Origin of the sequence: Streptosporangium sp. NPDC048047 (assembly GCF_040653115.1) — a bacterium.
In the GTDB taxonomy this organism is placed as follows: Bacteria; Actinomycetota; Actinomycetes; order Streptosporangiales; family Streptosporangiaceae; genus Streptosporangium.
Window position 1 is genome coordinate 19,063 of sequence record NZ_JBEZNH010000014.1, and the last position, 22,258, is coordinate 41,320.

General features: G+C 73.6%; 20 protein-coding genes. 9 read left to right on the forward strand and 11 right to left on the reverse strand.

Translation table 11 applies throughout. The annotated features are described in order from the left end of the window. Positions 1 to 6: 6 nt before the first annotated feature. Together AB0D67_RS14890 and AB0D67_RS14895 are read right to left on the reverse strand one after the other, a co-directional pair. Positions 7 to 2,697: a VIT domain-containing protein gene (locus AB0D67_RS14890; RefSeq protein ID WP_362934396.1), complete on the reverse strand. Its 2,691-nt coding sequence runs from the start codon at positions 2,695 to 2,697 to the stop codon at positions 7 to 9. Next, on the reverse strand, positions 2,694 to 3,557 hold the full coding sequence (locus AB0D67_RS14895) for a MerR family transcriptional regulator (protein WP_362934399.1): 864 nt from the start codon (positions 3,555 to 3,557) through the stop codon (positions 2,694 to 2,696). The genes AB0D67_RS14890 and AB0D67_RS14895 overlap by 4 nt, the downstream gene beginning before the upstream one ends. A 109-nt stretch (positions 3,558 to 3,666) precedes the next feature. Here AB0D67_RS14895 and AB0D67_RS14900 point away from each other — a divergent pair, with 109 nt between their 5' ends. Both AB0D67_RS14900 and AB0D67_RS14905 read left to right on the forward strand, forming a co-directional pair. Beyond that, complete coding sequence (locus AB0D67_RS14900; RefSeq protein ID WP_362934402.1) at positions 3,667 to 4,134, forward strand: DNA starvation/stationary phase protection protein; 468 nt, start codon at positions 3,667 to 3,669, stop codon at positions 4,132 to 4,134. Between the two features lie 275 nt (positions 4,135 to 4,409). Further along, entirely contained in the window at positions 4,410 to 5,126 is a 717-nt protein-coding gene (locus AB0D67_RS14905) for a hypothetical protein (RefSeq protein WP_362934405.1), read from the forward strand. A gap of 25 nt (positions 5,127 to 5,151) precedes the next feature. Here AB0D67_RS14905 and AB0D67_RS14910 read toward each other — a convergent pair whose 3' ends face one another. Then, positions 5,152 to 5,355: a hypothetical protein gene (locus AB0D67_RS14910; RefSeq protein ID WP_362934408.1), complete on the reverse strand. Its 204-nt coding sequence runs from the start codon at positions 5,353 to 5,355 to the stop codon at positions 5,152 to 5,154. 340 nt (positions 5,356 to 5,695) lie between these two features. Between AB0D67_RS14910 and AB0D67_RS14915 the strand changes: the two genes are divergently transcribed. Next, positions 5,696 to 6,793 (forward strand): Scr1 family TA system antitoxin-like transcriptional regulator, encoded by a 1,098-nt coding sequence (locus AB0D67_RS14915; RefSeq protein ID WP_362934411.1) that lies wholly within the window; start codon positions 5,696 to 5,698, stop codon positions 6,791 to 6,793. 48 nt (positions 6,794 to 6,841) lie between these two features. Here the strand turns inward: AB0D67_RS14915 and AB0D67_RS14920 are convergent, their stop codons facing one another. Further along, complete coding sequence (locus AB0D67_RS14920; RefSeq protein WP_362934414.1) at positions 6,842 to 7,324, reverse strand: hypothetical protein; 483 nt, start codon at positions 7,322 to 7,324, stop codon at positions 6,842 to 6,844. A gap of 75 nt (positions 7,325 to 7,399) precedes the next feature. Between AB0D67_RS14920 and AB0D67_RS14925 the strand changes: the two genes are divergently transcribed. Continuing rightward, positions 7,400 to 7,942, forward strand: coding sequence for a GNAT family protein (locus AB0D67_RS14925; protein ID WP_362934417.1), 543 nt, complete (start codon positions 7,400 to 7,402; stop codon positions 7,940 to 7,942). A gap of 219 nt (positions 7,943 to 8,161) precedes the next feature. Here AB0D67_RS14925 and AB0D67_RS14930 read toward each other — a convergent pair whose 3' ends face one another. From AB0D67_RS14930 to AB0D67_RS14945, 4 genes are all read right to left on the reverse strand, one after another. Further along, positions 8,162 to 8,971, reverse strand: coding sequence for an endonuclease/exonuclease/phosphatase family protein (locus AB0D67_RS14930; RefSeq protein WP_362934420.1), 810 nt, complete (start codon positions 8,969 to 8,971; stop codon positions 8,162 to 8,164). A 235-nt stretch (positions 8,972 to 9,206) separates the two neighbouring features. Continuing rightward, complete coding sequence (locus AB0D67_RS14935; protein WP_362934423.1) at positions 9,207 to 9,875, reverse strand: DUF998 domain-containing protein; 669 nt, start codon at positions 9,873 to 9,875, stop codon at positions 9,207 to 9,209. Between the two features lie 186 nt (positions 9,876 to 10,061). Next, positions 10,062 to 11,303, reverse strand: coding sequence for a DUF6596 domain-containing protein (locus AB0D67_RS14940; RefSeq protein WP_362934426.1), 1,242 nt, complete (start codon positions 11,301 to 11,303; stop codon positions 10,062 to 10,064). A gap of 90 nt (positions 11,304 to 11,393) precedes the next feature. Next, positions 11,394 to 11,819 (reverse strand): YciI family protein, encoded by a 426-nt coding sequence (locus AB0D67_RS14945; RefSeq protein WP_362934429.1) that lies wholly within the window; start codon positions 11,817 to 11,819, stop codon positions 11,394 to 11,396. 188 nt (positions 11,820 to 12,007) lie between these two features. On the opposite strand from AB0D67_RS14945, the gene AB0D67_RS14950 reads away from it, so the two are divergent. Then, entirely contained in the window at positions 12,008 to 12,211 is a 204-nt protein-coding gene (locus AB0D67_RS14950) for a DUF6203 family protein (protein WP_362934433.1), read from the forward strand. A 166-nt stretch (positions 12,212 to 12,377) separates the two neighbouring features. Here the strand turns inward: AB0D67_RS14950 and AB0D67_RS14955 are convergent, their stop codons facing one another. Both AB0D67_RS14955 and AB0D67_RS14960 read right to left on the reverse strand, forming a co-directional pair. After that, positions 12,378 to 15,659 (reverse strand): P-loop NTPase fold protein, encoded by a 3,282-nt coding sequence (locus AB0D67_RS14955; RefSeq protein ID WP_362934436.1) that lies wholly within the window; start codon positions 15,657 to 15,659, stop codon positions 12,378 to 12,380. A 374-nt stretch (positions 15,660 to 16,033) separates the two neighbouring features. Beyond that, positions 16,034 to 16,945: a helix-turn-helix domain-containing GNAT family N-acetyltransferase gene (locus tag AB0D67_RS14960; protein WP_362934439.1), complete on the reverse strand. Its 912-nt coding sequence runs from the start codon at positions 16,943 to 16,945 to the stop codon at positions 16,034 to 16,036. Between the two features lie 186 nt (positions 16,946 to 17,131). Here AB0D67_RS14960 and AB0D67_RS14965 point away from each other — a divergent pair, with 186 nt between their 5' ends. The 3 genes from AB0D67_RS14965 to AB0D67_RS14975 all read left to right on the forward strand — a co-directional run bounded on the left by AB0D67_RS14965 (position 17,132) and on the right by AB0D67_RS14975 (position 21,141). Continuing rightward, a complete protein-coding gene (locus tag AB0D67_RS14965) occupies positions 17,132 to 18,121 on the forward strand; it encodes a beta-propeller fold lactonase family protein (RefSeq protein ID WP_362934442.1) in 990 nt (329 codons plus the stop codon). 75 nt (positions 18,122 to 18,196) lie between these two features. Then, positions 18,197 to 19,741 (forward strand): N,N-dimethylformamidase beta subunit family domain-containing protein, encoded by a 1,545-nt coding sequence (locus AB0D67_RS14970; RefSeq protein WP_362934445.1) that lies wholly within the window; start codon positions 18,197 to 18,199, stop codon positions 19,739 to 19,741. Between the two features lie 374 nt (positions 19,742 to 20,115). Continuing rightward, positions 20,116 to 21,141, forward strand: coding sequence for a 6-phosphofructokinase (locus AB0D67_RS14975; protein WP_362934448.1), 1,026 nt, complete (start codon positions 20,116 to 20,118; stop codon positions 21,139 to 21,141). Positions 21,142 to 21,750: 609 nt separating this feature from the next. On the opposite strand, the gene AB0D67_RS14980 is transcribed toward AB0D67_RS14975, so the two are convergent. Further along, a complete protein-coding gene (locus AB0D67_RS14980) occupies positions 21,751 to 21,924 on the reverse strand; it encodes a hypothetical protein (protein WP_362934451.1) in 174 nt (57 codons plus the stop codon). Positions 21,925 to 22,001: 77 nt separating this feature from the next. Here AB0D67_RS14980 and AB0D67_RS14985 point away from each other — a divergent pair, with 77 nt between their 5' ends. Further along, complete coding sequence (locus tag AB0D67_RS14985) at positions 22,002 to 22,244, forward strand: hypothetical protein (protein WP_362934454.1); 243 nt, start codon at positions 22,002 to 22,004, stop codon at positions 22,242 to 22,244. Positions 22,245 to 22,258: the final 14 nt, after the last annotated feature.

Consider the following 22,258-nt stretch of genomic DNA (forward strand, 5'->3'; position numbering starts at 1 on the left):
CGGTCCTCAGCGCTTCCAGAACGGCCTGCGCCTGCCGGGTCCGCCCGGCTCACCCGATCCGCCGGAGCCGCCGGAGCCGCCGGAGCCGCCGGGGTCGCGGAGGGCGGACAGCGCCTCGACGGCTCTGCGCCACAGCGCGTCCGGGTCGCCGCCGGCCTGCAGTTCCTCGGCGAGGGCCGTGAGTTCGGCGTGACCGCCCAGGTACGCGGCGAGGGCGGCGAGACGGCTGCCCAGGTCGTCGAGGTAGCGCAGCTTCGCCGGGGCCGGGAGGGACTCCGCGGCGCGCAGCCGCTCCAGCTCCTCGCCGAGCCGGACCCGCAGCGTCTCCGACCGCCGGGCCGTACCGGACGCCCGCGGGGCCGGAGCCTTCGCCGCGCGGGCGGGCGAGCCGGGGCGGCCCGCCGTACCGCTCGGAGGGCCGCTCGGCGGGGCGCCCATCGCGCGCGCGAAGCCGGGGGCGGAAGCGGAACCCGGGGCGGGAGCGAAGGCCAGGGGAGGGCCTGACGGGGCGGGGCCGCCGGGCGCCGGCATCGGCCCGGAGGCGGCGGCGGGCATCATGGGCATCGCGGCCTGCATCATCGCCATCGGCGCGCCGCCCGCGTTCTCCCAGCCCGAGGACGGTTCCACCGGCTGGATCACGCGGTGCTCCGGACCGCCCTCGGCGACCACCCTGGAGTCGACCGCGACGAAGGCGGTGAACCGGCAGAGCACGCCGTACCCGAGGGAGGTCGCCACGATCTCCTCCTCCAGCGACCGGTCCCCGACGGCGTAGCGGTCCTCCAGCTCGCGCAGCCGGGCGCGTGCCCAGATCGCCCGCACGGCCGGGTTGCCGCCGCGGACGCCGGTGACCCTGCGCTCCCACGGCCGCCCGGCCTCGTCCAGCCCGCGGACGGTCAGCGCCCCGGCGGCGTCCCCCCGGTACCGGCCGTGGACGGTCAGCGGCACGCCGTGGTGGATCGAGCCGAGGCGGCCGGTCGTGTCCGGGACGACGTCGAGCCCGTCGGCATCGAGGGACAGGTCGGTGACCAGCGGGGCGGCGATCCTGCGGTGGATGTGCTCCATCGCCTCGTCCAGCCGGTCCTCCGACTCCACCAGCTCGCAGCGGCCCGCGCCGAGCCCGGCCAGCCTGCCGAGGAACCCGGCGTTGACCGCGCGGTCGATGCCGACCGTGTGCACCCGCGTCTCCGCCAGACCGCCGCCGATCCGCTCCAGGATCTGGTCCTCGTTGCCGGCCTGGCCGTCGGTCACCAGGACCAGGACGCGGTCGGCCGACCCGGCCGGTACGGCGCCTGCCGACCCGGCGGGGTCCCCGGACGCTCCGGTCGCGCCGGGACGTCCGGGGGACACGGGCTCCGGACGGCCGTTCAGCAGCGCGACGGCCTCCTCCAGCGGGGACAGCATCTCGGTGCCGCCGCGCGCCTCCAGCCGGGCCAGGTGCTCGACCGCCCGGTAGCGGTTGCGGTCGGTCGCCTCCACCAGCCCCTCGCCCAGTCCGGGCGGCCGTTCCACCACGTGGTCGAAGGACAGCACGGCGAACCGGTCGCCGGTGGTGAGCGTGTCGACGATGCGGGCGGCGGCCCGCCGGGCGGCGACCATCTTCCAGCCGCCCATGCTGCCCGAGCGGTCGAGGACGAGCACGACGTCCTTGGGGCCGGTCGCGGCGGGGGACGGTCCGGGCACGACGGTCAGCGTGAACGTCCCCCCGGACGCTCCGGCGGCTTCGGCCGTATCGGCGGCTCCGGCCGTGCCGGTCGTGCCGGATGGCGTTCCGTCCGCGCCGGGGACCTGTCCGGCCGTTTCGGCGCCCGCCCCGTCCGCACCGGCGCCCGCCCCGTCCGCACCGGCGGACGGCTCGTGCGCTCCGGAGGCCGGTCCGGCCGGGTCGGGGACCAGCGTCAGGGAGGTCGAGGCGTCGAAGGCCAGGCGCAGGACGAAGTCGCGGTCCAGCCGTTCGCCGGGCCGCAGGCTGACCGTGACGCCCTCCCCGCCGTCCTCCTGGAGGACCGCGTGCAGGCTGGAACGGATCTCCCGCAGCTCCAGCCCGGCGGGATCGACGGTGACCGAGAGCGAGAGCCGTACCGGGGCCGGGAAACCGGGCAGCAGCACCGGGGGCGAGATCCGGGAGGCGTCCGGGACCGCGTCGGTGTCCGGGGACCGGCCGTCGCCGGACCGCTCACCGTCGAGAGGGGCGCCGGGGATGTAACGGGGAGCCACGACCAGCGGGAAGCGGAAGGTCGCGGCGCCGTCCTCGTACGGCAGCGGCTGGCTGAGCGTCAGGCGTACGGTGACCCGCTCGCCGGGCACGATGTTGCCGACCCGGATGGTGAAGACGTCGGGCCGGTCCTCCTCGGCGATCGCGGCCCGCCTGCCCTCGGCGAGGGCCCGGTCGTAGTCGGCCCTGGCCTGGCCCCGCTCCTTGAGGATCCCCTCGACGACCCGGCCGTCGGCCTCCATCCGGAAGGCCGTGACGGCGGCCCGGTCGGGCAGCGGGAAGACGTAGGTGGCCTCCAGTGCGACGTCGTGCGGGTTGCGGAAGACCTGGGTCACCTCGGCCCCGGCGACCAGCCCGGACACCGCGGCGGTGACGTCCACGGCCTCGAGCGGCAGGTTGCCACGTTCGGTTTCGAGCGCGCCCAGCCCGGTGTCCGGTACCGGCGCGTACTCCTCCGGGCTGAGCGTTCCTATCGAGCTGATCATGACTGCTCTCCTTCCGGAGGGACGAGGTCGTGTTCACGCAGGACCGCGAGGAGCGCCCGGGAGGCGGCGCCGATCGCGGTGAGGTCGTCCGGGGAGGGCGCGCGGCCGCCGTCGAGCAGCAGCGTCACGCCCGGTGCGAGCCGTACGCCGTGGACGGCCACGGCCTGCGGCCCGCCCGGGGGCGGGGCGGGTGCTCGCGGTCCCGGCGCGGTGGACGGCCCGGCGGGCGCGTCCGGTGCCGGCGGCCTCGCGGCGGCGGGAGGGGAGGGAGGCGGCCCGGCTTCAGGGAGCGGCGCGGGTCGTGCCCCGGCGGGATGGGGTGCGCGCCGGAGGGACCGCCCGGCGGTCCCGGGCGTCGCCGGGCGCGGGGGAGGGGCGGGTGCGGTGACGGGCGGCCGGCCGGTGGGTGACCGCGGGATGCCCGGCGGTGCACCAGGCGGCGCGGCGGGCGACGGGGGAGGGGTGGCCCCGGCGCCGGTCGCGGCGGGTGGCTCGGCCCAGAAGCGCGGGCGCGCGGGACGTGGTGGGACGGGCGGTGCGGCCGGTGGCTCGGGGATCTCGGCGATCGCCTCCAGCGTCCGGTCGGTGGCACCCGCCAGTTCGGCCTGTATCTCGGCGATGGTCCGGCCCTCGGCCTGACGCCGCTTGACGGCGACGAGCTGGAGCAGGTGGCGCCTGCCGTACAGGGCGACGCGGCCCCTGCGGGTCAGGGGCGGGTCGAGAAGCCCGATCGTGGCGTACCACCGGATGAGGCGCTCGTTGGGCGCGTCCCGGACACGCCCGCTGAGCTGGGCGGTGGGACCCAGCAGGGTCGTCGCCCGCTCGGCCAGCTCACCGATCGTCCACTCCATGGCCTCCATGCCCCTACAGTGACACTGTCATCATGACACTGTCAACATAAGGAGCGCTTCGATGGGTATGGCCGTTTCCGACAGAGAGGGACATAAAGCCAAAACGGGGAGATATCTCATGTCCACGATCACCAGCCCGCTCACTCCCGAGAACAAGAAGGTCGTCGGCGAGACCCTCCAGGGCTCGCTCGTCGACCTGCTGAACCTCTCGCTCCTGGGCAAGCAGGCGCACTGGAACGTGATCGGTCACAACTTCCGCTCCCTGCACCTGCAGCTCGACGAGATCGTCGCGGCCGCCCGGGAGCACGCCGACACCGTCGCCGAGCGCGCGGTGGCCCTGGGATGCAACCCCGACGGCCGGCCGTCCACGCTGGCCAACACGAACGAGCTGCAGCAGATGGAAGCGGGCTACATCAACGACGGCAAGGTCGTCGCCGCGATGACGGACATCCTCGGGTCCATGATCCGCAGGATGCGCGAGCGCGTCGCCGCCACCGAGGAGCCGGACCCGGTGACCCAGGACATCCTCATCACGATCACCCAGGACCTGGAGAAGCACCACTGGATGCTGGAGGCCCAGCGCTAGACCGCCTCTCCGCGCCGGATCCGTCCGGCACGTCACCGGCGCTCCGGCCCGGCCAGGGCCGGGGCGCACTCCCGGGAGCCCCGGCCGCCGGGGCGCCTTTCCACGTCCGGGTCCGTTCCGCGCCCGGCCCCGACGACGCCGGATCCGCCTCACCGGCGCGGGCCCGCCGATACGGGGCCGGCCGTCGTCCGTGTCCGCCCCCGCCTCGTCCGTGTCCGCCCCCGCCGACACCGGATCCGTCTCGCCATGTGATCACCGCCGCGCTAGATTGCGGCATGCCCGGAAACGCCCCCCGCACCCCCGGAAACACCTCCCGGCCGCCGGGAAACGTCCCGCTGTCGCCGGAGAACGCCTCCTCCGCACCCGAGGACGCTTCCTCCGTCACCGGAGACGCCGTCCGGCCGCGGCGCGCCGTACCGGTTCGTGTCTCGCTCGGGCGGATGTTCACCGGTCCCCCCGGTCTCATGATGATCCCGCTGGCCGCGTTCGCCTGCGCCTGCCTGCTGTACGGCGCCAGCGCACCCGGGGGCCACCTGACGGAGGTGGGCTCCGGAATCCTGCTGGGCCTCACCCTGGCCGTCGCCTGGGTGCCGCGCTTCCTGGCGGGGCTGCTGCGGCAGGAGGGCCGCCCCGGCCTGCTCCGGCATCGGGCGCGCTGGGCCGCGCTGCCGGCCATGGGGGCGGTGACCGCCGCGCTCATCGGCTTCCACGTCCCCTACGACGTGCGGTTCGCCCTGTCCGAACCCGGCCTGGAGCGTCTGGCCCAGAAGATGACGGCCGGGAACGGGCCCGCCTACCACGAGGGGTGGGTGGGGCTCTACCCCGTGTACGCCAGGCGGGTGGACGGCGATGTGATCTTCATGGTCAGGAACACCGGATTCCTGGGCACGCACGGCTTCGCCTGGAGTCCCCCGGGCGGCCCGCCGCACCGCCACGAGGGCGGCTACACGCACCTGCGCGGCCCCTGGTACGAGTGGCGCGCCGACTTCTGAGCCGTCTCGTCGCGGCGTCCGCGCATCAGTTCTCGCCGCCGCCGAGCCAGACGAGATCGGAGTCGAGGCGCAGGGCGGCGCGCTCGGCGTTCGTCCAGCTGCCGAACCCGTGACCGTCCGCGCCGACGGTCGCCGCCGTGCCGTCCGGCAGCTCCAGCCCGTACGCCACCACCCGCTCATGATCCTTTACCCCGTCGGGATCCTCGTGCATCCTGACCAGGGCGAACATCCGTAGGAGATCGTTGATCGGCGCGCGTGCGCACTCCGGCTCCGGACCCTGGTGGCGACCTTCTCCGGCCTGCGGAGCCGGGTTCTGCGGGCCTTCGGTCGTGGTGTGGCGGTCCGTGGTGTGGTGCTCCCTCCCGATTCGGGACCCGGCGGAGGCGGGAAAGCCCCATTCTCCGCCGATATCTTACTCTTGGCTTTTGCGTGATCACCTTTCGTGACCGTCATTGCTTTGGTGGCGTGACATCGAAATTCGAGCCGCGCAAGTTTGCTTAAAAGCTTTTTTACTTTGTCCAAAATTTCTCCATTGTGACCGAGTAAAGAGATGTTCGAGGGGAGATGTGATGGCTGGCAGGCGTGGGGCGACGCTGCGGGCGCAATGGCTCGGCAAGCATCTGCGGGAGTACCGGGAGTCGGCCGGGCTGACCCTCCGGCAGGCGGGTGACTATCTTCAGCGGGACATCGCCACCATCAGCCGCCTGGAGACCGGCGTCATCCCGGCGAGAGCGTCCGATGTGCTGGCACTCCTCAACCTGTACGGCGTCGACGACCACAAGGTCCGAAGCGGGCTGGAGCAGCTCAGCCGGGACATCTGGCGGAAGGGCTGGTGGGACGGCTACGCCGCCGACTCCCTGGGCAAGCTGTTCGACCACGCCTGGCTCGAAGCCCGCGCGAAGACGATCTGCTGCTATGCGGCGATGGTCGTTCCCGGGCTCCTCCAGACCCGGGACTATGCGCACGCGGTCATCTCGGCGGGTGACGCGGACGCCTCCGGAGAGCAGATCGAGCGCTGGGTGGAGTTCCGGATGGATCGGCAGCGCGTGCTCGACGCCGAGACGGGCCCGAGGCTGGAGATCGTCCTGGACGAGGCCGTACTGCATCGCCTGACCGGCGGTCCGGGAGTGATGGCCGATCAGATGGAACGTCTGCTGGAGGTCATGGCGAGGCCGAACGTGACCCTCCGGGTTCTTCCGTTCGCCATAGGGGCACACGCCAGCCCCGAAGGATCTTTCGCGATTTTCGACATGCCGGAGCCTTACTCGGATGCGACCTATGTGGAGACCCGGGGAGGTGCCGTCTACACCGAAGCGGAAGGGGCCGAGGTCTTCACCCGAGCGTACGATTCATTGCGTAATGTCGCACTTACTCCAGAAGATTCGGCGACCGTTCTCCGAAACGCGGTCAACCGGGTCGGACGAGCGAGGAACCGTTCGGTGATCATCCCGGAGGAACTGGCGGGCGTCGCCTGGTACATCAGCACCCGTAGCGCCGATGGCGGTGGCCAGTGCGTCGAGGCCGGCCCTCTGCCGGACGGCAGCGGCCGCGTCGCCGTACGGCACAGCCGTCATCCCGATGACGCAGTGATCGTCTACACCCGCGCCGAGTGGGAGGCGTTCGTCGGCGGCGTCAAGGACGGCGAGTTCGACTTCCCCGCCTCCTGACAGAGCCGTCGAGCCGGTCTCGCCGACAGGTCCGGTTCCCGGTGGCCGTCACGTTCCGAAGCGCCCTGCGAGCTCGGCGTCGATCTCCTCCGCGTCAAGCGGGTGGTCACTGTGGAAGCCGCCCGCGGACGGTTTCGGACGGGGGACCGGGCCGAAGTCGTTCCCGCGTGGTGCGGTGAGAGCCGCGAGGAGCCGAGGATCGGCGTGGATCTCGGCGGTGTGCCGCCACTCCACGAGGAGCTGGGTGACCGGGGCGAGATTGCCCAGGCTGGCGGCGGCGGGTGCGGTCTCACTGAGAGAGGCCAGAAACTCCTCCACAGCCGGCGCGGGGAGGAACCGTGTCCAGGGCAGGACGTCCGGGAGCACGCGTCGCAGAATCTCGGCGCCACCCGCCTCGTCCCGGAAGAGGGCGGCGAGAAGCCTCGCGGTGAGGTCGATCACCTCGTTCTCGCCCTCCACGCGCTCGGCGGTCATGAGGACGAGGTCATCGGCATCACGCCGGCGCAGCCGTACGGCGCGCACCCGTGACAACCGCTCGGCTGTCTCGCTGGGCCGGCGGAGAAGCTCGGTTTGCCGCCGGACGGCCCGGTCCGATAGGAAGCCTGCGTGCTGAGAGGTGACAAGGTCGGGCTCAGGGCCCGGCGCGAGGACGACATCCCGATCCTGCAGACCGAGCTCCACGACGATGTGGTCAACGCCTCCCGGTCCGCGGGCCGGCCGTGGCGGCCGATCACGCCCGGCTCGAAACACTCGCAGTTCGTGGTGGACGACAAGGAGGAAGGGCACGTCCCGTTCTCCGTGGTGGAGCTGGACGGCGGCACGCTGGTCGGGGCAGCGACGCTGTGGGGCATCGACGACCACAACCGGTCCGCGCACATCGGGCTGGGGCTGCTGCCGTCGGCCCGCGGAAAGGGTTACGGCACCGACGTGGTCGCGGTGCTGTGCCACTACGGTTTCGTCGTGCGCGGCCTGCGGCGGCTGCAGATCGAGACGCTGGCGGACAACGCCGCGATGCTGCGCTCCGCCGAGCGCAACGGCTTCGTCTGCGAGGGCGTGCTGCGCTCCTCGGCCTGGGTGATGGGCGAGTTCCTGGACGAGGTGCTGCTGGGACTTCTCGTCCAGGACTGGAATCCGGGCTCGAAGGGTTAAGCGGCGACGCCGGGGCGGGCACCGTCGTCGGGATGAGTCTCATTTAGGATCGCTGTGAAATCGACGTCGCCGGTACACGCGCCGACCCGGCATTGGGGAACGACTCCAGCCCGGTGAATCAGTGAGGGCGCATCCCAATTCGTCCCTGGCCGGTGAGATGGATGCGCAAATCCGCGTTTCGCTGGTAGGGCATGATGAACAACCTGGTGCCGGGCCGGCTCAACGTGGTGCAGGCGGCGTTGATCCTGCTCTCACCCAGGCGTGCAGCGGGACGTGATCAGACCACGTGCTCCGGGCGTAATCGACGAAGCATTTCCGTACGCGGCCCTCGCCGGCGAACACGTAATCAATCTTCCGCTTGCGGGTCACGTAGGTCCAGCGCCGGCGCGGGTCGCATTCGTCGCGGCCCTTGTAGGCCGCGGCGGCGTCGCGCGGCACCAGGTTGAGGTCGCCACCGATCACACCCCGGCCGAGCTTGAACAGCTCGCGCAACTGGATGTGCCGGTAGGGCCTGCCCTTCTGCCTGTCGTCGTAGCTCGATCCCGACGAGAAGTGCGCGGTGCAGAACGTCCGGTCGGTCGTGCAGACGGCGTACCTGCGGGCTCCCCACGGCGGCGAGGTCAGCGCGTGCACGACGAGGCCGGTGTCCGTTCCGGCCACGGCCAGGGTGACGCTCAGCACCCCGCGTGGCCTGCCGTTTCTGTCGGGCAGGCACTGGTACGGAGAACCGTCCGGATACATCAGCCCCGCCGACCGGACGCTCCAATTCCGGCCGGTACGGCGTTCGAGCTCGTGTTCCAGGTCGGCGTCGGCGCCCGTGCAGAACTCCTGAAGGAAGACCACGTCCGCCTCGGTCGCCAGCACTGCCACGTGCCAGGCCAGCTCGGCGTTCGAGCGGCGGAAGAGCGCGCACCCGGCGTTGGTGCCCGCACAGACGTTCCACGTCATCACGTGGAGGAGAGGCGGCTGTGCCTGTACGGGCAGGTTCGGTGACAACAGTCCGGCGATCAGGAGCTGGCTGATCATCATCACCGGGATCCCTCCACACATGATCCGAGCCGTCAAAAGACCGCTCAACCGGCACATACGGCAACCAGGAGCCTACTGGTCTTCATGGGGTCAGACCCGGGCGTACGAGCTGCCAAGAGCCTCTTCTCATGCCAACCCGTCCCGGTTCTCTCCTGCTGATCAGCCCGATCAGGTTGGAAAAGCCTCAGTGGAGTCACCGGGGAAGGGGGCCGAGCCGAGGAGTTCGCCGACTGTGTCAGGTGCGAAGGACCGGGCTTTTCCGCCGGGCGACGGTCCGCCGGTGGGCGGGGGCGTCCGGGAGGCCGCGCGTCACGCGGACCGCCAGGGCCGCCACGAAGCCGAAGAGGATCGCCGAGGCGAGCAGGAGCCGTACGCTCATGCCCTCCGGGTCGGGCCAGGAGCTCAGCGCGAGGACGGCCACGGCGGTCGCCGCGCACGCCGTCACCCACCCCCACCGGCGCAGCGCGGCGAACCGGCGGGCGAAGACCAGGCAGCCCGCGCTCATCCCGGTGAACGCCACCATGGCCCCGGCGCCGTGCAGGGCGCCGTGCCAGGTGATCTCGGGCGCCCCGGCCGGAGCGCCCGGCGGGAACCCGGCGCCCGCGTCGGTGAGGAAGACCCCGCCCATGACCAGACCGACGCCGAGGACGCCGATCAGCGGCGGCCCCCAGGTGCCGGCCCGGCCGGGCCGCAGGGCCCGCCGCAGACCGGCCGCGCAGGCAACGTACAGCGCGCCGGTCACCGTGAAGTTCGCGATCTGGACCCACCCCGCGTTCCCCAGGCTCAGCAGGCTCAGCGGGTGGCGGGTCACGTCGAACCCCTCCCGGGTGAGCGCCTGGACCAGGACCGTCGCCAGGAACAGCGGACCGGCGATCACCCCGCACATCAGCAGCCTGTCTCGCACCGATATCTCCTCTTTCCGGAAAAGGCACCCCTTCCGGGTGCCGCTCAGCGGGGACGTCGGAGCCGGGGACCAGATCCGGACATCTGACTCTTTGGGATCACAGCTCCACCTGGGCCGAAGCCGTCGGCCCAGGTGGAGCTGACGAATCATCCGTCGACCCGGCCCGAAAAGGGACACCACCGTGGATCAGTCGTCCGTCAGGCGGGCGGCGCGGGTGTGGAGGTGGCGGCGCTGGGGGAAGCCGGTGGCGCGGGAGGCCGCCTCCAGGTAGGCGGCGCGGGCCGCGGCGCGGTCGCCGCTCATCTCCAGCAGGTGGGCCCGTACGGCGGGCAGCCGGTGGTCCCCGGAGATCCGCTCGTCGTCCTCCAGCGGCGCGAGCAGGTCGAGACCGGCGCGGGGGCCGCGGGCCATGGCCACCGCCACGGCGTGGTTCAGCCGCACCACCGGGTTGTCGGAGATCCGCAGCAGCAGCTCGTACAGCGCCGTGATCTGCGGCCAGTCGGTTTCCCCGGCGCTCGGCGCCTCGTCGTGCACCGCGGCGATCGCCGCCTGCAACTGGTACGGTCCCGGCCTGCGGTGGGAGAGCGCCCCGGTGACGAGTGACACGCCCTCGGCGACGAGCCCGGCGTCCCACAGGTCCCGGTCCTGCTCGGCCATGGGGATCAACGCGCCGTCGGGGCCCGTCCGCGCCGGACGGCGCGCCTCGGTGAGCAGCATCAGCGCCAGCAGCCCCGCAACCTCGCCGTCGCCGGGCAGCAGCCGGTGGACCATGCGGGTCAGCCGGATCGCCTCGGCGGACAGGCCGGCGCGGTCCGGGGACGGCCCGGAGGGGGCGGCGTAGCCCTCGGTGAAGACGAGGTAGAGGACGTGCAGGACCGCGCCGAGCCGCCCGTCCCGGTCAGCGGCCGACGGCGGGCCGAAGGGCACGCGGCTGTCCCGGACGCGCTGCTTGGCCCGGCTGACGCGCCGGGTCATCGTCGCCTCCGGCACGAGGAACGCCCGCGCGATCTCCGCCGTGGTCAGGCCGCCGACCGCCCGCAGGGTGAGCGCGATCTGCGACGCCGGGGACAGCGCCGGATGGCAGCACATGAACAGCAGGACGAGCGTGTCGTCGGAGTCCGGCGTCCCGGCGTCCGCGGGGGGTGTCAGCCAGTCCTCCGGAAGCGTCCACCGGACGACGGTGTCCTCGCGGGCGCGGCGGGCCTGCTCGGCGCGGAGCAGGTCGGTCAGCCGCCGCGAGGCGACCGTGATCAGCCAGCCCCGCGGGTTGTCCGGGACGCCGTCGGCGGGCCACCGGGTCGCGGCGGCGAGCAGCGCCTCCTGCACCGCGTCCTCGGCGGTGTCGAAGTGCCCGTAGCGGCGCACCAGCGCGCCGAGGACCTGCGGCGCCTCCCGGCGCAGCAGGTCCTCCACACCGTCACCGGCCACGGCCGCCGCCCCGCGCCGGACCTCTCATGATCTTCCTCCGTGTGCCGGAGCCGCCATGCCGCCCACCGATCCCGTCTACCGCGTCCGCCGTTACGCGTCGAACTCGCCGGGACCGTCGTCGAGCGGCCGCACGTCCACGTACCAGGCGTGGTCCAGCGTCGCCCCCTCCGGGGCAGGGGTGCGGGCCAGCCGCGCGGCGATCTCGGTCGCCCGGTCGAAGCTCGCGCACTCGACGATCGTGTATCCGGCGATGACCTCCTGCGTCTCGGCGTACGGCCCGTCCGTCACGACGGGGACGCCGTCCCGCAGCTCGACCCTCCTGGCGTGCACGGGGGCCGACAGGCCCCGGGCGTCGACGAACTCGCCCGACTCGGCCAGTTCGGCGTTCCACGCCCCCATGAACTCGTGCATCGCCGCGACCTCCTCGGCGGTCCAGCCCGGCCGGTCGCCGGAGTCCTTGCCGGACAGGGTGTCGTAGTCCCGCTGCGAGCCGTACAGCATGATCATGTATTTCATCGTCTTCTCCTCCTCCGCCGGCACCCCCTCGGGTGCCTTCCGCCGGATACGTCGGAGCCGCCGCCCCGGTCCGGACACCCGGCCGCCGCCGAATCCAAGGATCCACGCCGGACGGCCGGGAGCGTCACCCCGCATGGGCGGCGGGGGCCTGGGTAGAGGGGGCGGAGGCTACCGGGAAGAGGGAGAAGATGAAGAGGATTCTGCAGCTCGTGGCGACCCGCTGGCTGTCCAAGACGCCCCTCGGGATGGTCGCCCTCGGGGCGGGATGGCTGTTCATGCGCAAGCGCCGCCAGAAGCAGGGCGACGTCCGCAAGGACACTCTGCGCCAGCCGCGCCGGAACTCCCGGAACCCCTCCGCGTGGCGGGGCCCCTCGTCCGCCGGCCGCCGGTAGGCCCCGGCCGCGCCGCCGGGTTCGGCCGGGCGGCTCCCGGTTCTCACGGGCGAGGGCGTCCGGTCCTGGCCGGTCAGGTCTTGAAGCCGAAGGTCTCCCGGTCCTCACGGGCGGGTGCGTCCACGCGGCGGCGGGTCCGCGGGCGGGTCCGGCTCGGTACCTGCCGTCAGAGGAGGTGGCGGGCCAGGGCGGCGACGGGGTGCGGGAAACGCAGCAGGTTCCGCAGCGGGTCCAGGTGGACGACGTCCCCGTCGCCGTCCGCCCCCGGCATCACCGACGGTCCCCAGAGCCCCGGCGCTCCCCACTGCCCGGCCGGTCCCGGGGGTCCGTACGGTCCCGGAGGTCCGTACGGCTCCGGAGGGAACGGCCCCGGAGACCCCGCCTCGCGGACCGCCGCGAGCCCGCACTCGCGTACGGCCCGCTCCCAGGCGGCGTCGTCGCCCGCGGCCGCCTCCAGCCGCTCCAGCGCGGTCGTCCCGCCCGTCTCCCTGGCCAGGGAGGTCAGCAGGTGCGGCCAGTGGATGGTCAGCGCGGCGAGCTTGGCGACCTCCCCGTCGCTTGCGGGATCCGCCCCGGCGAGCGTCCGCCGGTAGGCGATGAACGAGTAGAAGCGGAAGACGTTGACGTAGCGCTTGATCTCCCGGGGGTTGAAGAACATCAGGGCAGGCAGGACGAACTCGATGGCCCGGTAGGCGTTCTCGTCGCTGTAGAGCTCGTCGAAGACCCGGTCGGCCGCCTCGCGGGTCGCCGCGGCCAGTCCGCCGATCGCGTCCGGGCAGTCCACGCCCAGCTCCTCCTGGGCCCGCCGCGCCGCCTCGTCCAGGGTCGCGGCGGTCGGGCGGAGCGCCCAGATCGCGTCCTCCAGGCGGCTCACCAGCGACGGGTCCGGCGGCTTCACCGGTCCCGGCCGGGATACGGCGAGCGGCACGCCGACCGGTGCGCGCGCCCCGGGCACGTCGGGGCGGGCCGTCCCGGCGGCCCCGTCCCCGCCCGCGCCTCCATCGCCCGCGCCGCCCCGCCCGTCTCCGGCCCCCGCCGCCCCGCCGTCCCCGTCTCCGGTCGCGTCCCGGCCGCCGCCGGCCGTGCGGCGGCCGTTCCCGGGCTCGCCGCACGGGGACGTCGGCGGGACGTCGGCGGCCTCCGGCAGGCCCAGCAGCGCCCGGACGAAGGCCGGCAGCCGGTCGGCGTCGTCGAGCAGCGGCACGCTCAGCGGCAGTTGCACGATCTTCTCCAGGAACCGCCAGCCCAGCCCGGACCGCCCGTCGGCCGGCAGTGTCTCGGCCAGATCCCGGTAGGCGGCCTCGACGTGCGCGGCCACCACCTCCGGCTCCATGGCCAGCACGAACACGCAGTTGGGGAACTCCCCGGCGAGGAACAGGTTGATCGCCTCGATGACCTGCGCCACCGTCCCAGGCGAGCACCGGTCCAGGTCGTCGACGAACACCACCAGGGGCCGCTCCTCGGTGGCCACCAGGTCGAGCACCTGCCGCATGTCGGTCTGCACCAGGTGCAGGAAACCCGCCCTGGACCGGTAACCGGGGCCGCCCATCAGCTCGCCGGCCGGGCCGTCGGCCGGTCCGGGGGCGAACAGGTCCGGCTGGCTGACCAGGTCGCAGAAGGCGTTTCCGGCGGACTCGCCGAAGAACCTCGCCAGCCGTACGGCTCCCGCCCCGACCGCGGTGACCGCCCCGGCCGCGCCGACCGCGGCGGCCGTGCTCCGCAGCAGGGCGTCGAACGCCGTCAGCAGCGCCGCCCCGGCGAGCAGCGCGCCGGTGAGGACGAGGGCGGCGAGCAGCCCGAGGGCGAGCGGCACCAGCCGGGTCACCGCGAGCTGGTAGGCGCGGCGGCGGACGGCCTCGGGGTCGATCCTGGACAGGTTCAGCTCCAGCCAGAACCGCTCCCGCTCGGTGCGGGGCAGCCGCCGGGTGACCTGGCTGATGATCTCGTGCGCCAGCCCGGCCCAGACCTGCTCCCCGCTCTGGTACATCCACGGGTTGAACCACACCGTCGGCCGCCAGTCGGCCCGCCGCACCGGCAGGGCTCCGGGTTCGGCCCGGCCCGCGTCGCCGCGCCGTCGCCGCCCGGCCCTGGACAGCACCTCGGCGTTGGTGAGGTCGCCCGCTCCGCCGGGGTCCGGCAGGTGGATCTCGGCGGGGCCGTCCCCGGCGGCCCCCGGGTCCAGGAGGTCCTGGATCATCCGCATCAGGGAGGTCTTGCCGGCGCCCCAGGGGCCCTTGACGCCGATGGTGAGCGGCGGCCGGGTCTCGGGGTGGCGGACGAACGCGGCGATCGCCTCGGCGTAGACCCGGTGGCCGAGCTGGTCGTCGGTGGTCCACCGGTCGGCGGTGAGCCTGGCCCGTGGCTGTACGGCCCGCCGCCCGGCCCGCCATCGCCGCAGCAGCGCGGACGTCCGCGCCCGCTCCGCCGGGCTCAGCCGGGAGTAGCCGAAGGCCCGCACGTCGGGGTGGGCGAACAGGGCCGTCTCGCCGAGCAGTCCCCAGTGCCGCAGTTCGGCGGCGTCGCCGAGGATCTCCTCGACCGGCTCGCCCTCCTCCAGCAGGGAGGCGCCGCGCAGCACCTGCCGGGCGTGCTCGCTCAGGTGCAGCTCGTAGACCCGCCGGACGATCTCGGTGCCCGAGGCCGGGGGAGCGGGGTCGCCGAGCACGGTGAGGGTGCGGGCGAAGGCGGCGTGCACCGGTGAGGGCGCGGGTGCGGCGGGCGGGCGGGGCGGGGTCAGCGGGACGGCCGCGGCGGGGCCGTACGCCAGCAGGATGGGGGTGCGGGGGGAGGAGACGGCGGCGTAGTGGCGCAGCGCGTGGGCGTGCAGGTCTCCGACGGTGACCGGGCCGCGCGCCGGATCGGCGGCCAGGGCGGCCAGGCCGTCGGCCAGGACACCGGTCAGGCTGGGGGCGGGCCCGTGGGCGGGTTCGCCGAACCGCAGGGCCAGGGTGAGCGCCGCCGCGGACAGGCGGGGCTCCCCGGCCACGCCGAGCTGCCTGACCGGCGGGGCCGAGCCGTCCAGGGCGCTCCAGCCGAAGTCCATGACCAGCAGCACGGCCGCCGCGGCCGAATCGCCGACCCGCCGGCCGAACGCGCCGATCATGGAGCCGAGCTGGCCGGAGGTCCAGGCGTTGCCTCCGGGCAGCCGGATCATCAGCACGTCGCCGTCCCCGGCCGACCGCAGGAACTCCCACACCCGCTCGCCGTCGTCCCGCGCGCCCTCGCCGGGGCGGGCGTCGACTGCGAAGCCCTCGGCGCGCAGCACCGCCGCCAGGCGGATGTCCGGCCGTCCGGCGGCCGGGGGGTCGAAGGGCCGGTCGGGTGTGGCGGGCGGCGCGTCCAGGAGGACGAGGGCCCGCCGCGCGCCCGTCCGGGTGGCGGTCCCGGAGGGCTCGGGGGCCTCGGGGACCTCGGGGATCGGTTCGGCGAACGCGAGTCCTTCGCTCAACGGTCCTCCCGGGGCGGCGGCGAGGGATCTCACGCGGGACCCGCGCGGGGTCCGCGGGTCCCTGTACGGGGGTCCACGGCCCACGCGGGGTCCGCGCGAGATCTGCGTAGATCCACTGTGGACCCCCGGGGGTCCCCGGATGCGGATCTTGGGGATGGGACGGTCCGATTTGGAGGACGCCCGCCCGTGTCCTTGCTGGAACTTTGCCTTCGCCCGGCGTGCGGCCTCGCGCCGGGTCGGCTCCACCGCATCGGCCACCGCCCGCCCCGGATCCCGGTCACCCTCACCCGTCCGGTCCCCGGCCCGGCCCGGCCCGGCCCGGCTCGGCCCCCGGCCCCGGCTCGGGTCCCGTCACGGCTCCCGGGCGGAGCGGGTCAGAGATCCATCGCCCAGACCTCCTCGACGACGTCGCCCGCCCGCCGCTCCTCGACCGGTTCGAAGCCCGTCGCCCGGTAGATCCGCCGGGCGCCGGTCAGCACGCTCCTGGTCCACAGCTCCATGCGCCGGTAGCCCGCCGTCCGGGCGAAGGCCACGCACTCGCCGACGAGCCTCCCGCCGATCCCCATGCCCCGGGCGGACGGCTCGACCAGCAGCATCCGCAGCAGTGCCGTCCCGTCGTCCTTGCGCACGCAGAACACGCACCCGGCCCGCTCGCCGTCCACCTCGGCGATCCACCCGGCCTCGCGCCGAGGGTCGTGGTGGTCGACGTAGTCGGCCACGATCCTCGCCACCAGCGCCTCGAAGTCGGCGCCCCAGCCGTACTCCTGGCTGTAGAGCACGCCGTGCCGGTGCACCACCCACCCCAGGTCGCCGGGGCGCGGCGGGCGGATGACGTACGGCTCCGCCCGCCGGGCGGGGGCGAGGATCTCCCGGATCGTCGCCATGCTCGCCACCAGCCGCCGCGCGTCCTCCTCGGTGATCCCCTCCAGCAGGCCCCGCACCTCGGCCGCCGAGCGCTCGTCGAGGGTCGCGAACGTGGCGCGGCCGGCGGCGGTCAGCGAGACCACCTGCCGCCGCGCGTCGGCCGCCGACCGCTCGCGGGTGACCAGGCCGTCGCTCTCGAACCGCCCGAGGATCCTGCTCAGGTAGCCGGCGTCGAGGCCGAGCAGCCGCCGCAGCTCGCCGGTCTCCGTCCGGTCTCCGCCGTTCAGCTCGAACAGCACCCTCACCTCGGTGAGGGAGTAGGGGGTGTCCAGGATGCCCTGGTGGAGTACGCCGATGACGCCGGTGTAGAAGCGGTTGAACGCGCGGATGTCCGCCACGCGGCGGTCGATGTCCGAAACCATGCCTGACACGATCAACCATTTCTATGACCGAGTCAATGAATTAAGCGTCCTCTCGTGGGAAGGCCGGGTGCGCTAGGTTCTCAACCTGGCCGTGACGGGCGAAAAGGCCCTGAGGGCCCGGAAGGGCCCAGGGCGGCGGAAAGGTTCGGGGGCGGCACGGGCCGCCCCCACGACGGTAGGAGAGTGATGGCGGAGATCGCGTACATCGGCGGCTACACACCGGGCGACACGCCGGGGACCGAGGGCACGGGCCCGGGGATCACCCTGATGGAGCCGGCCGGGCTCACCCGGGTCGCGGAGACGCCCGCTCCGAGCCCGTCGTTCCTCGCCGTCCATCCCCGGCTGCCGGTCCTGTACGCGGTGGGCGAGGGCGAGCCCGGCACGGTCGCCGTCTTCGCCCGCGCCGCCGACGGGACGCTCACCGAGACCGACCGACGGCCCAGCGAGGGGGACACCCCCTGCCACCTGGCCGTCGATCCCTCCGGGACCCTGCTGTCGGTGGCCAACTACGGCGACGGCGTCGTCAGCGTGTACCCGATCGACGAGACCGGCGCCCTCGCCGCCCCCCAGGTCTTCCCGCACCGCGAGGACTCCCACGCCCACCAGTCCGTCTTCGGGCCCGACGGCGTGCTGTACGTCTCCGACCTGGGCGCCGGCGAGATCCGCCGCTACCTGGTCGCGGACCCCGGCCGGGCGGCGGCCCGGGTGACCCCGCACCCCGGCGGCCCGGTACGGCTGGCCGAGGGCATGGGCCCCCGGCACATGGCCAGGGCGGGGAACCGCTGGTACGTCGCCGGGGAGCTGGACGGCACGGTCCGCGCCTACGACGCCGGAGACGACGGCTGGCGGGAGGTCCGGGCCGTCCCGGCCAGCGCGGCCGCCGGCGAGAACCACCCCTCGCACCTGGAACTGTCCGGGGACGGGAGCTTCGTCTACGTCGCCAACCGGGGCCCGGACACGATCTCGGTGTTCTCCGCGCCCGGCCTGGAGCCGGTCGCCGAGGTGCCCTGCGGCGGCGCGTGGCCCCGGCACTTCGCCGTCGCCGGGGACCGGATGTACGTGGCCAACCAGCGGTCCGCGGGCGTGGCCGTACTGCCGATGAGGGACGGCGTCCCGGGGGACACCGAGGAGACGTTCGCCGTCGGCACGCCCTCGTGCGTCCTGCCGCCGTCCTGACGGTTTCCCCACGGACGGGGCAGGGGCCGGTCAAGTCGCGGACGGGGCGTACGCCGGGCGGCGATGATGCCGGGCATGTCCCGCACGCCCTCGCATCTGGTGGTCACCCTGCTGGTGACCACGGCACTGGTCATGGGGTGCGCGACCGCCGCCCACCACCCCGCGAGCACTCTCGCGCCCTCCGGCTCCCGGCCCGCCGCGCCCGGTGACGCCCGCGGCGGGAGCGCCGCCGGGGACTCCGGGAATCCCGGCGGCGCCGCCGGGAACGACACGGCCGCCGAGAACGCCAGGCCGGGAGACCCGCACTGGCGGCTGCGCCGCCTCGGGGCCGCGCACGAGATCGAGGGGTTCGCCGACCGGGTCAGCGTGCTGCCGGGGGAGAGGTTCCGGCTGTACGTCTCGACCACGGCCGACCGCTACACCGCCACGGCCTTCCGGATGGGCTGGTACGGCGGAGCCGGCGCGCGGCGGGTGTGGCGGGTGGCCGGGCTGCCCGGCGTCCGGCAGCCGGCGCCCAAGGTCGTCGCCGCGACCCGCACGGTGACCGCCGCCCGCTGGCGGCCGGGCCCGGAGGTGGACACCACCGGCTGGCCCGAGGGCTCCTACCTGATCCGCCTGGACGCCGCCACCGGCGGCGGCCGCTACGTCCCCGTCACCGTCAGGTCCGCCTCGGCGCGGGGGCGGATGACGGTCGTCAACGCGGTCACCACCTGGCAGGCGTACAACGACTGGGGCGGCCGCAGCCTCTACCTGGGTCCCGGGGGCTTCGAGGACCGCTCCCGGGCGGTCAGCTTCGACCGCCCCTACGACACCTCCGGCGCCCGGCTCTTCCTGGACATGGAGTACGACGCCATCGCCCTCGCCGAGCGCACCGGCGTCCCGCTCGCCTACCTCACCAGTGTGGACCTGGACGACGACCCGCACGCCCTCGACGGCGCCCGGGGCCTGGTCTCCCTCGGACACGACGAGTACTGGTCGCCGCGCATGCGCCGCGCCGTCGAGACCGCCCGCGACCGGGGCGTCAACGTCGCCTTCCTCGGCGCCAACGCCGTCTACTGGCGGATCAGGTTCGCCGCGACGCCGCTGGGCCCCGGCCGGCTGGTCGTCTGCCACAAGGACACCGCCGAGGACCCCCGCACCGGCCTGTGGCGCGACCGCCGTCCCGAGAGCTCGCTGACCGGCCCGATGTACGACTGCTATCCCGCCGAGGCGGCCTACGTGGTCCACCGCCCGCGGAGCTGGATCTTCCAGGGCACCGGCGTACGGCGCGGCACCCGCTTCCCCGGAATGGCGGGGGTGGAGACCGACCGGATCGGCCTGAACGCGCCCCGCCCCGTGGAGGTGCTGTCGGTCTCGCCCGTCGACTGCGGCGGGCGGTCCACGGTCGCGCACAGCGCCTACTACACCGCGCCGAGCGGCGCGGGGGTGTTCAACTCCGGCACGATGCGCTGGGTCTGCGCGCTGCGCGGCGCCCGATGCGGGCACGGCGTCACCGGGCGGGCCAGGGCGTTCGTCCGCCGCAGCACGGTGAACATCCTGCGGGCCTTCGCCGCCGGCCCGGCCGGGCGCAGCCACCCGGCGGTGGACAACCTCGCCTCGGCGGGCCTCGGCGCGCGCTGACCGGCCCGGAGGAGGGGATGGCGGCCCGTACGGTCGCCCCCGTGAGATGGTCGCGGCCCGATCCGGCCGGTCCCCGAGCGGCATCGGGACGGCCCGGAACGTACGGCCGTACCCGTGTCGCGCGGCCCGGATGCGGGAAGGTACCTCCTCGTGCATCCCGGGCCGCACCGTCCCCGCCCGTCGCGGCGGACATCCGGGCGCGGGCCCGCGGCGTACCGGCACGGGAGGCGCGGACAACGTCGAAGTCTCCTCCATTTGGTCTAGACCATTGGTCTTTCAGCAGGCAGAATGCGTGAGGTCGGCGCGGGAGACCTCGCCGGTCGTGTCACCCCACTCGTTCTGGCTGTCTTGTTTCGGAACCACCGGAGGATGCCATGCGTATCGGAGTGCTAACCGGGGGCGGCGACTGCCCCGGACTGAACGCCGTGATCCGCGCCGTCGTGCGCAAGGGTGTGGGCGTCTACGGACATGAGTTCGTCGGATTCTGCGACGGCTGGCGCGGCCCGCTCGAAGGTGAGACGGTGCCGCTGGACATCAATGCGGTCCGGGGGATCCTGCCACGTGGCGGGACCATCCTGGGCTCCTCCCGGACCAACCCCCTGAAGATCGAAGGCGGCGTTGAGAGGATCAAGGCGAACCTGGCCGAGTCCGGGGTCGACGCCCTGATCGCCATCGGCGGCGAGGACACCCTCGGCGTCGCCAAGCAGCTCTTCGACCGCGGCGTCAAGGTCGTCGGTGTGCCGAAGACCATCGACAACGACCTGAACGCCACCGACTACACCTTCGGGTTCGACACGGCCGTCAACATCGCCGTGGAGGCGATCGACCGCCTGCACACCACCGCCGAGTCCCACCACAGGGCGCTCATCTGCGAGGTCATGGGCCGCCACGCCGGGTGGATCGCCCTGCACGCGGGCATGGCGGGAGGCGCCAACGTCATCCTCATCCCGGAGAAGCCGTTCGACATCGACCGGGTCTGCGCCTACGTCGAGTCCCGCTTCCAGACCCGGTACGCGCCGATCATCGTGGTCGCCGAGGGCGCCCACCCGATCGAGGGTCAGATGACCCTCCAGGCCGGCGAGCTCGACGCGTTCGGCCACGTCCGGCTGGGCGGCATCGGCGAGATGCTGGCGAAGGAGATCGAGAAGCGGACCGGCAAGGAGGCCCGCACCACCGTTCTCGGCCACATCCAGCGCGGCGGCACGCCCACGGCCTTCGACCGGGTCCTGGCCACCCGGTTCGGGCTGCAGGCCATCGACGCCGTCCACGACGGCGAGTTCGGCGTCATGGTGGCGCTCCGGGGCACCGACATCGTCCGGGCCGGTCTCGGCGAGGCCACCAAGGAACTGAAGACGGTGCCGGTCGGCCGTTACGAGGAGGCGGAGGTCTTCTTCGGCTGACGGGAGCCACCGGGCCGGACGGCAAAGGTCTCCGGGCCGGTCGATGGAGATCACCGGATCGGATGACCGGGGTCGCCGGGCCTGCCGACGGGAGTCGCCGGGGGCCGGTCGAACGGGCGGATCCGGTGCCGGCCGGCCGCCGGTGAGGGCCCGCGGAGGACGACGTCCCCGCGGGCCCTCCTCCGTTCCGCCCCTCCTCCGTTCCGCCCCTCCTCCGTTCCGCCCCTCCTCCGTTCCGCCCCTCCCGTGGGACGCGCGCCCGCGACGGACGCCGTCGTCATTCCCAAACGGCGGTAACCCCCGCCTTTCCGTCCCAGAAGCCGGACGGAATCATTTCCCCCAGACGGCCGGGCCGGGTCGTGACGACCTACCCGGCCGTTGCCTTCCGGGGCCGCTGAGAATCTTCGCCGGGAAAGCCCTCCACCGAATCGTTGTCACATAAGGTGACCGGTCGATTCCTTTCTGTTTCGCGGTTGAATCGAAAGGTAATTCGTGCGGATCAATGCTTTTGCTTCGGTGTGATAAGCGCCGGACTTGCTGCGATTTACCGTGGGACTTGCGGTTCTGTGCCGCTCCGGCGCCTTCTCCGGCGCCGATTCCACGTCTCACTCAGCCCCGGGTGTCGGCCGGGCCGGCCCCGTACGACATGGAGTGATCTCCCATGATCAAGACGAAGAACGCGATCGCCGCCGGCGCGCTGCTGGCCTCCGCTCTCGCCGTCCCCGTGACGATGTCCGCCCAGCCGGCCAGCGCCGGAACCACAGTCGAGACCGTCTCCTCCACGTCCGCCTTCGTCTCCGCGGCGACGCCCTGCTGGAAGAAGAGGAATCCCGCCAGGTGCTACGCCCGCCGAGGCGGCGGTGGCGGTGGCGGTGGAGGCGGTGGCGGCGGCGGCGGAGGAGGAGGCGGCGGAGGAGGAGGCGGCGGTGGAGGCGGTGGTGGTGGCGCCAACGTCTCCAACACCAATACCAACATCAACACCGCCGGCGGCGGTGGTGGCGGCGGTGGAGGCGGTGGCGGTGGAGGCGGCGGTGGAGGCGGTGGCGGTGGTGGTGGCGGCGGCTGACCCGCCCCGGCCGGCGCCCATGCCGAAGAGCCGCTGAACGGCCGTTGCGCT

Bases quoted from the DNA above. Each gene is read 5' to 3' on its own strand.
- AB0D67_RS14910 (WP_362934408.1), bottom strand. From the start codon at position 5,355: ATGTTCGCCCTGGTCAGGATGCACGAGGATCCCGACGGGGTAAAGGAT.
- AB0D67_RS14945 (WP_362934429.1), bottom strand. From the start codon at position 11,819: ATGAAATACATGATCATGCTGTACGGCTCGCAGCGGGACTACGACACC.
- AB0D67_RS14905 (WP_362934405.1), top strand. From the start codon at position 4,410: ATGCCCGGAAACGCCCCCCGCACCCCCGGAAACACCTCCCGGCCGCCG.
- AB0D67_RS14930 (WP_362934420.1), bottom strand. From the start codon at position 8,971: ATGATGATCAGCCAGCTCCTGATCGCCGGACTGTTGTCACCGAACCTG.
- AB0D67_RS14960 (WP_362934439.1), bottom strand. From the start codon at position 16,945: ATGGTTTCGGACATCGACCGCCGCGTGGCGGACATCCGCGCGTTCAAC.
- AB0D67_RS14900 (WP_362934402.1), top strand. From the start codon at position 3,667: ATGTCCACGATCACCAGCCCGCTCACTCCCGAGAACAAGAAGGTCGTC.
- AB0D67_RS14975 (WP_362934448.1), top strand. From the start codon at position 20,116: ATGCGTATCGGAGTGCTAACCGGGGGCGGCGACTGCCCCGGACTGAAC.
- AB0D67_RS14915 (WP_362934411.1), top strand. From the start codon at position 5,696: ATGGCTGGCAGGCGTGGGGCGACGCTGCGGGCGCAATGGCTCGGCAAG.
- AB0D67_RS14890 (WP_362934396.1), bottom strand. From the start codon at position 2,697: ATGATCAGCTCGATAGGAACGCTCAGCCCGGAGGAGTACGCGCCGGTA.
- AB0D67_RS14970 (WP_362934445.1), top strand. From the start codon at position 18,197: ATGTCCCGCACGCCCTCGCATCTGGTGGTCACCCTGCTGGTGACCACG.
- AB0D67_RS14950 (WP_362934433.1), top strand. From the start codon at position 12,008: ATGAAGAGGATTCTGCAGCTCGTGGCGACCCGCTGGCTGTCCAAGACG.
- AB0D67_RS14895 (WP_362934399.1), bottom strand. From the start codon at position 3,557: ATGGAGGCCATGGAGTGGACGATCGGTGAGCTGGCCGAGCGGGCGACG.
- AB0D67_RS14965 (WP_362934442.1), top strand. From the start codon at position 17,132: ATGGCGGAGATCGCGTACATCGGCGGCTACACACCGGGCGACACGCCG.